Origin of the sequence: Ketogulonicigenium robustum, assembly GCF_002117445.1 — a bacterium.
GTDB lineage: Bacteria > Pseudomonadota > Alphaproteobacteria > Rhodobacterales > Rhodobacteraceae > Ketogulonicigenium > Ketogulonicigenium robustum.
Window position 1 is genome coordinate 955,066 of the sequence record NZ_CP019937.1, and the last position, 13,134, is coordinate 968,199.

General features: G+C 60.5%; 13 protein-coding genes, 2 tRNA genes and 1 pseudogene. 11 read left to right on the plus strand and 5 right to left on the minus strand.

The genetic code is table 11. From position 1 onward, the window contains the following. The first annotated feature begins 2 nt into the window (after nucleotides 1-2). From BVG79_RS04845 to BVG79_RS04860, 4 genes and pseudogenes are all read left to right on the plus strand, one after another. Nucleotides 3-2,515: pseudogene (locus BVG79_RS04845) on the plus strand (penicillin-binding protein 1A). 49 nt (nucleotides 2,516-2,564) lie between these two features. After that, complete coding sequence (prfB, locus tag BVG79_RS04850; protein WP_085785893.1) at nucleotides 2,565-3,692, plus strand: peptide chain release factor 2; 1,128 nt, start codon at nucleotides 2,565-2,567, stop codon at nucleotides 3,690-3,692. 68 nt (nucleotides 3,693-3,760) lie between these two features. Then, nucleotides 3,761-3,850 (plus strand) — tRNA-Ser (locus tag BVG79_RS04855). Between the two features lie 410 nt (nucleotides 3,851-4,260). After that, complete coding sequence (locus BVG79_RS04860) at nucleotides 4,261-5,337, plus strand: Hint domain-containing protein (protein WP_085785894.1); 1,077 nt, start codon at nucleotides 4,261-4,263, stop codon at nucleotides 5,335-5,337. Between the two features lie 66 nt (nucleotides 5,338-5,403). On the opposite strand, the gene BVG79_RS04865 is transcribed toward BVG79_RS04860, so the two are convergent. Then, the gene (locus BVG79_RS04865) at nucleotides 5,404-5,721 is read right to left on the minus strand and encodes a hypothetical protein (protein WP_157115619.1); all 318 of its coding nucleotides are present in this window, start codon (nucleotides 5,719-5,721) and stop codon (nucleotides 5,404-5,406) included. 767 nt (nucleotides 5,722-6,488) lie between these two features. On the opposite strand from BVG79_RS04865, the gene BVG79_RS04875 reads away from it, so the two are divergent. Together BVG79_RS04875 and BVG79_RS04880 are read left to right on the plus strand one after the other, a co-directional pair. Further along, nucleotides 6,489-7,193, plus strand: a complete 705-nt coding sequence (locus tag BVG79_RS04875) for an amidohydrolase family protein (RefSeq protein ID WP_157115620.1) — start codon at nucleotides 6,489-6,491, stop codon at nucleotides 7,191-7,193. Further along, nucleotides 7,186-7,455 carry a hypothetical protein gene (locus BVG79_RS04880; protein ID WP_085785898.1) on the plus strand — a complete coding sequence of 90 codons (270 nt, stop codon included), beginning with the start codon at nucleotides 7,186-7,188 and terminating at the stop codon, nucleotides 7,453-7,455. The genes BVG79_RS04875 and BVG79_RS04880 overlap by 8 nt, the downstream gene beginning before the upstream one ends. An 83-nt stretch (nucleotides 7,456-7,538) precedes the next feature. On the opposite strand, the gene BVG79_RS04885 is transcribed toward BVG79_RS04880, so the two are convergent. Next, nucleotides 7,539-7,745: a cold-shock protein gene (locus tag BVG79_RS04885; protein ID WP_085785899.1), complete on the minus strand. Its 207-nt coding sequence runs from the start codon at nucleotides 7,743-7,745 to the stop codon at nucleotides 7,539-7,541. A gap of 323 nt (nucleotides 7,746-8,068) precedes the next feature. Next, nucleotides 8,069-8,144: transfer RNA gene (locus BVG79_RS04890), tRNA-Ile, on the minus strand. A 135-nt stretch (nucleotides 8,145-8,279) separates the two neighbouring features. Here BVG79_RS04890 and purM point away from each other — a divergent pair. The 4 genes from purM (at nucleotide 8,280) to BVG79_RS04910 (ending at nucleotide 11,579) form a co-directional block, all read left to right on the plus strand. Then, nucleotides 8,280-9,329 carry a phosphoribosylformylglycinamidine cyclo-ligase gene (gene purM / locus BVG79_RS04895; RefSeq protein ID WP_085785900.1) on the plus strand — a complete coding sequence of 350 codons (1,050 nt, stop codon included), beginning with the start codon at nucleotides 8,280-8,282 and terminating at the stop codon, nucleotides 9,327-9,329. Then, the gene (gene purN, locus BVG79_RS04900; protein ID WP_085785901.1) at nucleotides 9,326-9,916 is read left to right on the plus strand and encodes a phosphoribosylglycinamide formyltransferase; all 591 of its coding nucleotides are present in this window, start codon (nucleotides 9,326-9,328) and stop codon (nucleotides 9,914-9,916) included. Before purM ends, purN begins: the two co-directional genes overlap by 4 nt. 80 nt (nucleotides 9,917-9,996) lie before the next feature. After that, nucleotides 9,997-11,166, plus strand: coding sequence for a ribonuclease D (gene rnd, locus BVG79_RS04905; protein WP_085785902.1), 1,170 nt, complete (start codon nucleotides 9,997-9,999; stop codon nucleotides 11,164-11,166). A gap of 2 nt (nucleotides 11,167-11,168) precedes the next feature. Further along, entirely contained in the window at nucleotides 11,169-11,579 is a 411-nt protein-coding gene (locus BVG79_RS04910; RefSeq protein WP_085785903.1) for a SufE family protein, read from the plus strand. 30 nt (nucleotides 11,580-11,609) lie between these two features. Here BVG79_RS04910 and copM read toward each other — a convergent pair whose 3' ends face one another. Both copM and BVG79_RS04920 read right to left on the minus strand, forming a co-directional pair. Next, nucleotides 11,610-11,969: a CopM family metallochaperone gene (gene copM / locus BVG79_RS04915; RefSeq protein ID WP_085785904.1), complete on the minus strand. Its 360-nt coding sequence runs from the start codon at nucleotides 11,967-11,969 to the stop codon at nucleotides 11,610-11,612. A gap of 97 nt (nucleotides 11,970-12,066) precedes the next feature. Then, nucleotides 12,067-12,510: a hypothetical protein gene (locus tag BVG79_RS04920; RefSeq protein WP_085785905.1), complete on the minus strand. Its 444-nt coding sequence runs from the start codon at nucleotides 12,508-12,510 to the stop codon at nucleotides 12,067-12,069. Nucleotides 12,511-12,690: 180 nt separating this feature from the next. On the opposite strand from BVG79_RS04920, the gene BVG79_RS04925 reads away from it, so the two are divergent. Then, nucleotides 12,691-13,134: an Ivy family c-type lysozyme inhibitor gene (locus BVG79_RS04925; protein ID WP_085785906.1), complete on the plus strand. Its 444-nt coding sequence runs from the start codon at nucleotides 12,691-12,693 to the stop codon at nucleotides 13,132-13,134.

Below are 13,134 nucleotides of genomic sequence, written 5' to 3' on the forward strand. Positions count from 1 at the left end.
GCGTGCTTCGATTTATCACTTCGTTTTTCGGCGGGATTTTCTCGTTCATCTGTTTGGCGCTGGTGTTCGGCGCGCTCAGCATGGGCGCGGTGATCTACGTCTACAGTCGTGATTTGCCCAGCTACGAGACCTTGGCCCAATATTCGCCGCCCACCATCAGCCGGATTTATTCGGGCGAGGGCAGCATTATCGACGAATTCGCGAACGAGCGGCGCCTGTTTGTGCCCGCCGACCAGATCCCGGCGCTGGTGAAGCATGCTTTCGTTGCGGCGGAAGACCAGAATTTCTACACCCACCCCGGCTTTGACCTACGGGGCATGATGGCGGCGTTTGTCGAGGCTGTCCGCTCGCGCGGGCAGGATATGCGCGGCGCGTCGACCATCACGCAGCAGGTGATGAAGAACTTCCTGCTCGATGGCTCGCGCACGGCGGAACGGAAAATCAAGGAAATCATTCTGGCTGTCCGGATCGAACAGGTCATGGACAAGGAAAAGATCCTCGAGCTGTATCTGAACGAGATTTTTCTGGGGCAGAATTCCTATGGCGTCGCCGCTGCTGCGCAGACCTATTTTAACAAGTCGCTGGATGAGTTGACGCCGGCCGAGGCCGCCTATCTGGCCGCACTGCCGCAAAGCCCCAGCAACCTGCACCCCGTGCGCCAGCACGATCAGGCGGTATCGCGCCGCAACTATGTGCTGGGCCGCATGTTGGCCGATGGCTACATCGACCAGCCCGCCTACGACGAAGCCCGCACGAGGATCTGCGCACCGTGCAGTCGGGGGATTACCCCTCGTTCCGGTCGAGTCTGCCGCCGCGCGACTATTTTACTGATGAGATCCGCCGCCAACTGTCGCGCAACTTTGGTGAAGACCAGTTCTTCAACGGTGGCCTTTCGATCCGCGCGACGGTGGACGAGCCGTTGCAGATCGAGGCGGCCCATGCGCTGCAGCGCGCGCTGGAGGATTACGACCGTGGTCGCGGGCGCTGGCACGGCACCGGCAAGACGATCCCCGAGGAAGCGCTGAGCGACGAAAGCGCTTGGCGCGCCGCTTTGGCCGCCGCCGAGGTACCCCGCGACATCACGCTGGATAGCCCGTGGCTGCCCGCCGTCGTGTTGGGGGTCGAGGATAGCCAGCTGCGTTTGGGGATCGAGGGGGTCGCGATGGACGACCCCGAGACGCCCGTTGTGCCCCGCCGCGACATCGAATGGCTGCGTGGCAACTTCTTTGACAACTTCAAGGTTGGCGATGTTGTGCTGGTGCGCCGCATGACGGCAGACGGCGACGGTAGTTTTGTGCGCTGGACGCTGCGGCAGGTGCCCGCGGTCGAGGGGGCGTTCATGGCAATGGACGTCAACACGGGCCGTGTTTTGGCGATGCAGGGCGGGTTCTCGTACCAGTCGTCGGTGTTTAACCGTGCGACGCAGGCGCGTCGTCAGCCGGGGTCCAGCTTCAAGCCGTTCGTATATGCCGCCGCGCTGGATAGTGGCTACACGCCCGCGACCATCGTGGTTGACGCGCCGGTGGAAATCATGACGCCGCAAGGCCCGTGGCGTCCGCAAAACGCGTCGAACCGCTTCTACGGCCCGACGCCGCTGCGCACGGGTATCGAACAGTCGCGCAATCTGATGACCATTCGTTTGGCGCAGGAAGTGGGCATGAACACCGTCGCCGAATATGCCGAGCGTTTTGGTGTCTATGACCACATGAACCCCGTGCTGGCCGCATCGCTAGGGTCCGAGGAAACAACGCTTTACAAGATGGTTGCCGCCTATGCGATGTTCGCAAACGGGGGCGAGCGGGTGGAGCCCACGCTGGTTGACCGCGTGCAGGACCGCTATGGCAACACCATCTATCGCCACGACCAAAGCCGCTGCGTGAACTGTAGTGCGCCAAGCCTGCCCGGCGGCGTCAGCCCCGAGGTCGACCACCCGCGCGAGCGGATCATGAACGAGGTCACGGCCTATCAGCTGACGTCGATGATGCAGGGCGTGGTGCAGCGCGGCACGGGCCGCTCGGTCCGCCTGCCGGTGCCGATTGCCGGTAAGACCGGCACGACTAATGACGCGAAAGATGCGTGGTTCATCGGCTATTCGTCGAACATCGTCGCGGGCTGCTATATTGGTTATGATAGCCCCGAACCGATGGGTGCGGTCTCGGGCGGGGGGCTGTGCGGCCCCGTGTTCCAGCGCGCCATGTCGGCCGCGATCAAGGAATATGGCGGCGGCCCGTTCCATGTGCCGGCTGATTGCCGTTTCATCAACATCGACCGTTTCAGCGGCGCGCGACTGCCCGACGGCAGCACCGGCGACAACGTTCAGGCCGAATGCTTCCGCGCCGGGAACGAGCCGATCTTCGGCGTCACCTTCGACGGTGGGTTTGCGATGTCGGCGGATTTGCCGCTGGTGGACGAAGTCGTGGCGGCTTCGCGCAACGTGCGCAACTCCTCGGGAAGCACGGCGACGGTGGGCGACAACGCCACCTTCGGCACCGTGACCTCGGGTGGTCTTTACTGATCGGGCCGGTCGGTCTAGAAGCGGCCGGAGTTTTAAAGTCGGGACAGCCATGCGTAGCGAAACGCGAGATATTATTGCCGCCATTGAAAAATCCATCGATCTGGTCGCCCAGCGGATGGACAGGGAAACGGCTGGCTACCGGCTGGAAGAATTCAACGCGCGCGTTGAAGACCCGACCCTGTGGGACAACCCCGAGGCCGCCCAGAAGCTTATGCGCGAGCGCCAGATTCTGGTCGACCAGATCGGCACCGTCGACGGCCTACGTCGCGAGTTGAGCGATAATATCGAGCTGATCGAGATGGGCGAGGCCGAGGGTGATGACGATGTCGTCGCCGAGGCCGAGGAAGCCCTTCGCGCGCTGCGCGAGACATCGGCGCAAAAAGAGATCGAGGCACTGCTGAACGGCGAGGCCGACGGCAACGACACCTTCTTGGAAATTAACGCAGGCGCGGGCGGCACCGAAAGCTGCGACTGGGCCTCGATCTTGGCGCGGATGTATGTCCGCTGGGCCGAGAAAAAGGGCTATACGGTTGAAATGCAATCGGAAAGCCCGGGGGAAGAGGCCGGCATCAAGTCGGTGTCTTACAAAATCTCCGGCCATAACGCCTATGGTTGGCTGAAGTCGGAATCGGGTGTTCACCGCTTGGTACGCATCTCGCCCTACGATTCGGCGGCGCGGCGGCATACGTCGTTCAGCTCGGTCTGGGTGTATCCGGTGGTTGACGATAACATCGAGATCGAGGTGCTGGACAAGGACATTCGTCTGGACACCTACCGCTCGTCCGGGGCGGGTGGACAGCACGTCAACAAGACCGACTCGGCCGTGCGGATCACCCACTTCCCGACAGGGATCGTTGTGACCAGTTCGGAAAAGTCGCAGCACCAGAACCGTGAAATCGCCATGAAGGCCCTGAAATCGCGCCTGTATCAACTGGAGCTGGATAAGCGCAACGCCGCCATCAACGAGGCCCACGAGGCCAAGGGCGATGCAGGCTGGGGCAACCAAATCCGATCCTATGTGCTGCAGCCCTACCAAATGGTGAAGGATTTGCGCACCGGGTTTGAAACATCCGATACCCAGGGTGTGCTTGATGGCGATTTGGACGGTTTCATGGCCGCGACCCTTGCAATGGACGTATCCGGCAAGAGCCGCGCCGAGGCGAACGCCGAAGATTGATTTTGCAAGGGGTTTCCGCTGGATAACCCCTTGCAAAACTCGCGTTTCTTCTGCATGAGAAGCGCGTTGGACAGTTGGCCGAGTGGTCGAAGGCGCACGCCTGGAAAGTGTGTAGGCGGGAGACCGTCTCGAGGGTTCGAATCCCTCACTGTCCGCCATATTCCCTGAACGATTGTTTTGCCATCACTTGTCGGCGCAGCTAGCCGGCCTTTCGGTGGTTTTTCGTTTGATGATGTGCACATATGCAATAGACTCACGGGGCTTTGGTTCGTTTCTGGCCTTTATTTTCGCTCAAGGTTGCAAGGCTGGAAGCTCTTTGGCCAATGCCTTTATCGCGGAACTGGTTATTCCAAATTTTCTGCGGCTGCGCGTGAAAGCGCTATGCTAATTCCTTTCAAAATAATGCCGCTTTTTTATCGCAGTTTGCACGATTCATTAAGTTGTGGTTGCAGATGAAAAAATCCGCTTTGTGGCACGAATTTTGTAGGGTAACGCTGCGCAATGTTGGCCGTGCGCGCACCTTTTAGGCGTATGCTGTGGCCGTTTGTTCTTTCGAAGGTTGAGTGCGATGGCGCAATACACGCTAACTGTCTTCACTGCAGGTGATGTTACTACGAATGACACAAGCTCTATTTATACGATAGGGCATACACGGCAGATGGTCATTGATGATGCGGATGGCCTGTTTGCCAGTGGCGACCCTTCCACAACGCTGGTCGAGGACCTTATCTTGCCGCAACCGGGGTCCGATGAAACGATTCTCGTTTCGGCGGGGTCGTCTTTGGATTTAGCGGTATATTTCCCGGGCGTAGATGCCGAGGGAAATCCGTTTGACCTCTATATTGTTTTGTTGCCATACGAGAGCAGTACCGGCACCGGCGTGACCTACGTTTTCTTCTCGACCAATCATACGATTGAGCCGGGCAGTGTCATGTACCGTGACATGGCGGGAACCGTTGTTGCGAACCAGGGCACGCCCGTCGGTACGGTAACGGCGGATTTGCGGCAGGCGATTTGCTTTGGCGCAGACGCGATGATCTTGACCGCAGATGGCTATCGGGCGGCCGGAGGGCTGTCTGTGGGTGATTTGGTCATGACGCAGGACCGTGGCTTGCAGCCGATCCGCTGGATCGACAAGAAGACGCTGAGTACGCATGCGCTGGCGCGCGCGCTCAAGCTGCGGCCGGTACACATCACGGCTGGTTCGCTTGGGGATGGCCTGCCGCGTACTGATCTGACCGTTTCGCAGCAGCATCGCGTTATGGTCTCGTCGCGCATTGCGGCGCGTATGGGCGGCGCCGCTGAAGTGTTGGTCGCGGCGAAGCATTTGGTGGGTTTGCCCGGTGTCAGCATTCGCGATGATTTGGCGCCCGTCACATATGTGCATTTCGCGCTGGACGATCATGGTATTGTTTTTGCAAACGGGATTGCGTCTGAAAGCCTTTATTTGGGGCCGCAGGCGCTGACAATGATGGGGCAAAGTGCGCGCGATGAATTGTTCGCCATTTTCCCTGCTTTGACGGAAATGAGCCATTTTGTTCAACCTGCGCGCCCCTTTATCAGTGGCGGTAAGGCGCGGTCTTTGGTGGCGCGCCATGTGGCGAATGGTAAGTCATTCGGTGTTACAAATCGCGTGGAGATATAGCGCGGCTTACAGGCTTGGGCGTATTTTTTTCACGCCCAAGCCGATTTAAATTTTGCAGAGCCGCGGCTAGTTCAGTGCATAACATTCTGATGTTGCGACATTTTGATCTGTCTGCGGATTTGCGCCGTGGATCAGGCAAAACGTATATTTCCCATCATTGGCGATAGTGATGATCGGCCCTGTTTCCCCCAAAAACGAGGATATGATGCTGGCCCCCTCGTTCAGTAGGGCGTCAAGGGGTTTTCCCACGGGGTCGAGGGTGGTCGGAAACTCCATCGCTTTGGACGGGACGCGGGCTGCGCCGTCGACGGGCCACGTTGGCTGCTGGGCGTGGCTTGCGGTGGTGAGGGCGATCAGTGCGGCTGGAAGCAGGGCATAACGCATGGGCTTTTCCTTGTCCGGTGCATTTTTATGGCGCGCGCTGTCATTATGCGGCGCATGGGTGCGGGCGGGCAATTGTTTCGTTGCAGGCGGCGAGCGGTCGCGCGTTTGATCTGAGCGCCAAAAATAGACCCATTCTTCAAATTTTGGGCCAGTGCTTGGGCGCCCCGCGATGCGGGAAGAACAGCGAAAAGCGGCTGCTGATCCTTGAGGCACCTAGAGGAGCTAGTCATGGCAGATCACAACGACGCTTGCGATTGGTACGGCGAGCGGCTGACAAAAAACTAACTACGTCGGCGGCGATCACGCCGAAGTTTGCTGCTGGGGGCGGGTGGATTGAATGGTGCGGGCGTTCTGGGCGCAAGTCCGGCCTGTAATGCCCAACTGGACCAAGGCGTAGGGTACCGGACAAGCCGCGAACGCGGTGAAATCGTCATCCGGAAGGCCGATTTTCTGACAGTCGACGACGCGCTGGGTGGTCCAGAGGCGACTGAATTTCATGTGAAGCGCGGCGAGATTGTTTCCATCGGCCCCCACCTTGCCATGCCCCCGGCACCGAGGAAATCGACGCCAGCCGCATGATCGTGATGCTCGAAACGCACTGGCAGAATCTGTGCCAGCCGGATGTGCAATATGCCGGCCCCTAGGCTCGCATAATTCCCAGCCTAACGCGCTTTCTTGCCTGCTATGATGCACGCCAGCGACATGTTGGCATTTGCCGAAGTGGTCACGCTGGCAACACTAACATGCACACGGATGGCCACCACACTATGTCTGTCGACACGATGAATGACGAAGTGCAGGCCCATGCCGATAGCGGCGTGCGGTCGCTGTTCACCTTTGGCCATCGCGACGGTTTACCCGCTGCGGAAGCCATCGATTTCGCGCTGGCCGAGGAGACGATGAAGACGTGGTTCGGCAGCGCCTCGCCGTTTCAGGGGTTGCTCGATTTCGGCTTCAACGGCCGCAGCCAGAAAACGCTGGGCAAGGAGGTATACAGCCGCGAGATGAACTGGGCCTTTGGCTACAACCTGATGACGGCGGTTCATGCAGGGCAGGGCAACTATTCCTTTGGGGTCGAGCAGGTTCGTGACTGGGGCTATTGGGGCCCGAAATCGCTGATCGTCCACGCCAAGCCCGAAGACCGCGTCGCGATGGCCGAGGCGAGGGCGTCGCTGTCGTATTCGGTGCATTCCGAACTGCGCTTGGGCAATTCCGGCTATATCGCGGAACAGATGGTGCATATGTTCAACGACGACGTGCGCGTGTCGCCGTCGTTTGGCGGCAATACGCTGGCGCCGATCGACATGTGCGAATCCATGGCGACGGCGTTCTACATGGGCATCCCGCATACCGGCACCTCGACCGAGGGGCTTGTGCCCGTGAACTTCCCTGATGCCATCCGGATGGGCACAATCAATGGCGCAAAGGCACTGGGTATCGCGGCCCCGCACCCGATCGATAACGTTGGGTAGACTTGACGACATCGATTTGGTGCGCGCCGACGACCTGATCATGGTGCCCTATGGTTTTGTCGAGGGGATGATCGCCCGTAACGCCCGCGCGGCCAACCTCGACACCGTGATTATCGATAGCCGCATCATGAAGCGCGCTGGCAAGATCACAGGGCTGGATGTCGAGAAGATCATGGAAGATATCGCGCGCGAGACGTTTGATGCGCGCCGCTGCATCGGCGACGTATTCGCCCCCGCAGGTGACACTGCGCCAAAGTTCTAAGCGTGCAATCTAAGCGTACCTTGGCACAAAAAAAAGCGGGGCGGATTTACATCCGCCCCGCTTTATCCGCGAAAACGTGACCCTTAGGCCAGTTCGAGGTTGATCGCCGATTCGCGGCCGTCACGGCCTTGTTCGATGTCGAACGAAACTTTTTGGCCGTCGTTCAGACCGGTCAGGCCCGAGCGTTGAACAGCCGAAATGTGCACGAAGATGTCTTTCGCGCCGGTTTCGGGTGCGATAAAGCCGAAGCCTTTGGTGGCGTTGAACCACTTGACGGTACCATTGACCATGGAACTCATTCCTTAAAAATGCCGCTAGCGTCGTGCAGCGGCCCTGCAAAGCTGAAAATGGAGAGCTGAGCCAGGCGGAACAGGTCGATCAACAGTGAATTGCAACGCCCTTATACAGGGTTATCGCGCATTAGCGAGGGGGTCTGACTAAAATCCCCCACCTTTCGGCGATGATAGCGCAATCTTGCTGAAATGCTGCGGTTTGCGGGGTGGCGCCGATAGGAACGCCCGCCCGCGCGCCAGTTTGGTGCGCGCGTGCGCGTCGAATCGCTACCTGCAGCCTTGCTGCCGGGAAAGCGCTGCACTTTCTAATTAAATGGTATTGGTAGGCCCGGAGGGACTCGAACCCCCAACCAAAGCGTTATGAGCGCTCTGCTCTAACCATTGAGCTACAGGCCCCCGTGACGTCTACCTGCCGGGGTATGTGCCCCATCCGATAGGTTACGGCGGCCTTCGGGTCAAGTTGCTACTGGCTTCGTGCGGGCATCTGGGGTATCGGCGGGCGGGAAACGTCAGGGCAAGTCGGGGTGAGCCATGAGCGATACGAACAGCAAACTAACCTATGCGTCCGCAGGCGTGGACATTGATGCGGGTAACGCCTTGGTCGAGCGGATTAAACCCGCCGCAGCGCGGACGCGGCGCGCAGGCACAATGGCGGGCCTTGGCGGGTTTGGCGCGCTGTTCGATTTGAAGGCGGCAGGGTATGACGACCCCATCTTGGTGGCGGCGACAGACGGTGTCGGAACCAAGCTGCGCATCGCGATTGATACCGGCCATCTGGATACCATCGGGATTGATCTGGTGGCCATGTGCGTGAACGATCTGGTCTGCCAAGGTGCCGAGCCGCTGCTGTTTCTGGATTACTTCGCCACCGGCAAGCTGTCGGTTGACGAAGCTGCCCGCGTGATTGCGGGCATCGCCGATGGCTGCGCGGCATCGGGTTGCGCGCTGGTGGGCGGCGAGACGGCCGAGATGCCCGGCATGTATCACGACGGCGACTTCGACCTTGCGGGCTTTGCCGTTGGCGCGATGGAACGGGGCGGGGCGCTGCCCGCAGGCGTTGCGGCCGGCGATGTGCTGCTGGGCCTTGCATCCGACGGGGTGCATTCGAACGGCTATTCGCTGGTTCGCAAAGTTGCCGAAAAGGCTGGGCTGGGCTGGAACGATCCGGCGCCGTTTGCCGATGCGCCACTGGGGCAAGCGCTGCTCACGCCGACGCGCCTTTATGTGAAGCCGGTGCTAGGCGCGGTGCGCGCGGGCGGCGTGCACGCCTTGGCACATATCACAGGCGGCGGCTTGACCGAGAACCTGCCGCGCGTTCTGCCCGAGGGCATGGGCGCGACGATCGACCTGAACGCTTGGACACTGCCGCCCGTATTTGCGTGGCTGGGCGATGTGGGCGGGCTGGATCAAGCCGAGATGCTCAAGACATTCAACGCGGGCATCGGCATGGTTGTCGTGGTTGCGGCAGACCGCGCCGATGCGATTGCCGCGCAGCTGCGTGACGCGGGCGAGGCGGTCTATACCCTTGGCCACATCACCGAAGGCAGCGGCGTGGCCTATACGGGCACGCTGTCGGTATGAAGCGCGTCGCCATCCTGATTTCGGGCGGCGGGTCGAACATGATGGCTTTGGTCCGCGCGATGGAGGGGGACTTCCCCGCGCGGCCGGCGCTGGTGCTGTCGAATGATGAAACAGCAGGCGGTCTGCAAAAAGCGGCGGCCTTGGGGATTGCGACCGCCGTGGTCGACCATCGCCCCTATGGCAAAGACCGCGCGGCGTTCGAGGCGGCGATCCAGCAGCAGTTGCAATCGGCCGAGATCGACATTGTCTGTCTGGCAGGTTTCATGCGGATCTTGACCGACGGGTTTACCCGCCAGTGGGAAGGGCGGATGCTGAACATCCACCCCTCACTTTTGCCGGAATTCAAAGGGTTGCATACCCATGAACGCGCGATTGCGGCAGGTGTGCCCACCCATGGCTGCACCGTGCATCTGGTGACCGCAGCCTTGGATGACGGCCCGATTTTGGGGCAGGCGCGGGTGGATGTGGCGGCAGACGACACACCCGAAACGCTGGCGCAAAAGGTGCTGGTGCAAGAGCATCGCCTGTACCCCGCCGTGCTGCGCCGCTTTGCCGAAGGTGACATGCGACCCGTCTTTCTGGCGTGATGCCCTTTTACTTGCCGCTGCGATGGCCTATGCCTTGCCGCATATTTTAGCGAAGCGACTGAACAAGCGACGGCAAGCTGATGAAAATTATCACGACGACCGCGGCGCTGGCCAGCTTTTGTGCCGAGGCTGCCAAGAACCCCTATGTGACGGTCGATACCGAATTTCTGCGCGAGCGGACCTATTACGCCAAGCTGTGTCTGGTGCAGCTGGCGTTTTCGGGGCCGCACGCCGACGCCGCTTTGGTCGACCCGCTGGCCGACGGCATCGATCTGGCACCGCTTTATGCGCTGTTTCGCGACACGAATGTGGTCAAGGTATTCCACGCCGCGCGGCAGGACCTCGAGATTTTTTCGGTCGGGCAAGATTTGATCCCCGCGCCCTTGTTCGATACGCAGGTCGCCGCGATGGTCTGCGGTTATGGCGAGCAGGTCAGCTACGAGACGCTGGCCCGCAAGATCGCCAAGGCCGATATCGACAAGACCTCGCGCTTTACCGATTGGTCACGCCGCCCGCTGTCGGTCGCCCAGCAGGAATATGCGCTGGCCGACGTGACTCACCTGCGGCAGATCTACGAAAACCTTTCGGCCCAGATTGAAAAATCGGGCCGCGCTGCATGGGTGGCCGAGGAAATGAACATCCTCACCAACCCCGAGACCTATCGCGTCGACCCCGATCAAGCGTGGCTGCGAGTGAAAACGCGCACATCCTCACCGAAGTTTCTGGCCGTGATGCGCGAGCTGGCCAGGTTCCGCGAGGAATACGCCCAAGCGCAAGACGTGCCGCGCTCGCGCGTGTTCAAGGATGACGCGCTGCTCGAGCTGGCGTCGATGAAGCCCGCCAGCGAGGATGACCTGAGCGGCGCGCGCTTGCTGCTGCGCGAGGCCCGCCGCGGCCCGATCGCCGATGGTATTCTGGCCGCCGTCGCGCGCGCGCTGGCGCTGCGCCCCGACCAGATGCCGCGTCTGCCGTCCGAGAAGGAAAAAGACCTGCAGGTCAATCCGGCTTTGGCCGACCTGCTGCGCGTGCTGCTGAAAGCGCGCGCCGAAGGCGAAGGTGTGGCGCAAAAGCTGATCGCGTCGTCGGCGGAACTGGATGCGATTGCCGCAGGGCAGCGCGATGTGCAGGCGCTGACCGGTTGGCGTTTGGCTTTGTTTGGGGATGATGCGCTGGCGCTGTGCCAAGGCAAAATCGCGCTGGCAGCCAAGGGGCAAAACGTGGTGACGATCCGTCTGGGCGAGGGGGCTTAACCATGGCAACCCCCGCATTTGAAGAGGTCGTCGAGACATTTGCCTTTCTGGACGACTGGGAAGACCGCTATCGCCACGTAATCGAGCTGGGGCGCGCCATGCCGCCCTTGGATGAAGCGCTGCGCGTGCCCGCCACCAAGGTCACGGGCTGCGCCAGCCAAGTCTGGATTCACCCCGTCATCGCCGATGGCCGCTATCAGTTCGAGGGCGAAAGCGATGCGCTGATCGTGCGCGGGCTGATTGCCATTCTGGCTGCGCTGTATAACGGCGTGCCTTTGCAGGATGTGGCGAAAGTGGATGCAATGGCCGAATTCGACCGGATCGGCCTGCGCGAACACCTGTCGGCGCAACGATCGAACGGCCTGCGCGCGATGATTGAACGTATTCGTGAAGCGGCGGCTGCTGCAGCCTGATGGCACGCGCCCCATGCGGGGCGCGTCGCTTTAGTCAGCCTTGACGCCCATGCGGTCTAGCATCGCGTGCATTTCGGCAATTTCCTTTTCCTGCGCATCGATGATCTGCTGCGCCAGCGCGCGCGTCTCGTCATCGGTGCCGTGCTCCAGCTCGACCTTGGCCATGTCGATGGCCGATTGGTGGTGCGGGATCATCATCAGGATGAAGTCGGCATCGGGGTTGCCGGTCGATGGCATGTTGTCCATATCGGCCATCATCGTATCCATCGCGGCCATATAGCCTTCCATCGCCATGTTCCCGTGGGCCGAATGGTCCATGGTTTGGGCAAGGGCGGGGGTGGCCAGCAACCCGATCAGAAGTGCGCCGGTGATGCGTTGCAAAGTCGTCATTGGGGTATCCTCGTTATCCTTTGGGGTAGGATGCCTTGGAATGGGGCGGCTGTCCAGACACGTTTGGAAAAACCCAGTCACGTTTGGGAAAACGCGCCTAACGATCGCGAATCGCCAGCGGGATGGGTGCGATGCCGGGCATGACCAGTTCGGCGGCATCACTCGCGGGGGCTACAAAGTCGGCCTTCCAGCGGCCGACACGGGCGCTCGCCTCGGGGTTGTAGTTGAAGGTCAGTTGCAGTTTGTCTGGCACCGCCGCGCTGTCGATAGGGGGGTAGGTGGCATCGCCGGCACGGATAAAAATCGCGCCTTCTGCAAGGGCCTGGTACAACGTTTCGCCCGAATAGCCCTGATAATCGGTCACAAATTCAATTTCGACATGCAGGACGCCGTCGACGCGGTCGGCTTTCTTGACCTTGGCATAGGCGTGACCGCCTTCGGTGACAGCCATGCCGCTCTGCGAAAAGTCGATATCGGCTGCGGCGATCGTGGCAAAGCTGCCTACCAGCAAGGCGATGCCGAGGGTTTTAAGGATGTTCATAAGACGGGAAACCTTCATCGATAGACGCCACGCGTTCGGGCGGGACGCTGGCCGATACCGCGCCAATGTGACGTCAGTGTGACGCCCCGTTCGTCGGTGTTACGGAGATGTAACGCATGTTTTGCTTGCTGCCTGCACCGCGTTGCGCGCAGACTGCCCACAATCTGTTAGGAGGATGCCATGCGCCTTGCTTCGCTTGCCCTTGTTCTGATGACCGCTGCCGCCAACGCACAGGATGCCCCGCGCACGCTAAGCACCTATCTGGCGGAACCCGAATGGGCCGCGCGTTTTGACAGGCTTTTTGCTGATATGTCCAAGCCTGACTGGCTCGCCCGCGCGACCGAGGGCGAGCAGGTCGATGTCACGCTGGACGGAAAACCGTTTTCGGTGCTGTTCGCATGCAAGCAGCACGACTGCGGTGCGCATCAAATGGCGGTGCTGTTCGATAATGATACCATGTATGCCCTGCAGCTGGAAACCGACTACAACAGCCCCCACGAGGCGCTGACATGGCTGAACATCGGCGGCGGCCCCGAGAGTATCGACGGGAAAACCATTCTTTATGCCGCTATGACGGGCAGCCTGTTCAACCACCCGGACATGTTTGATTTTCCCGCTGAATGA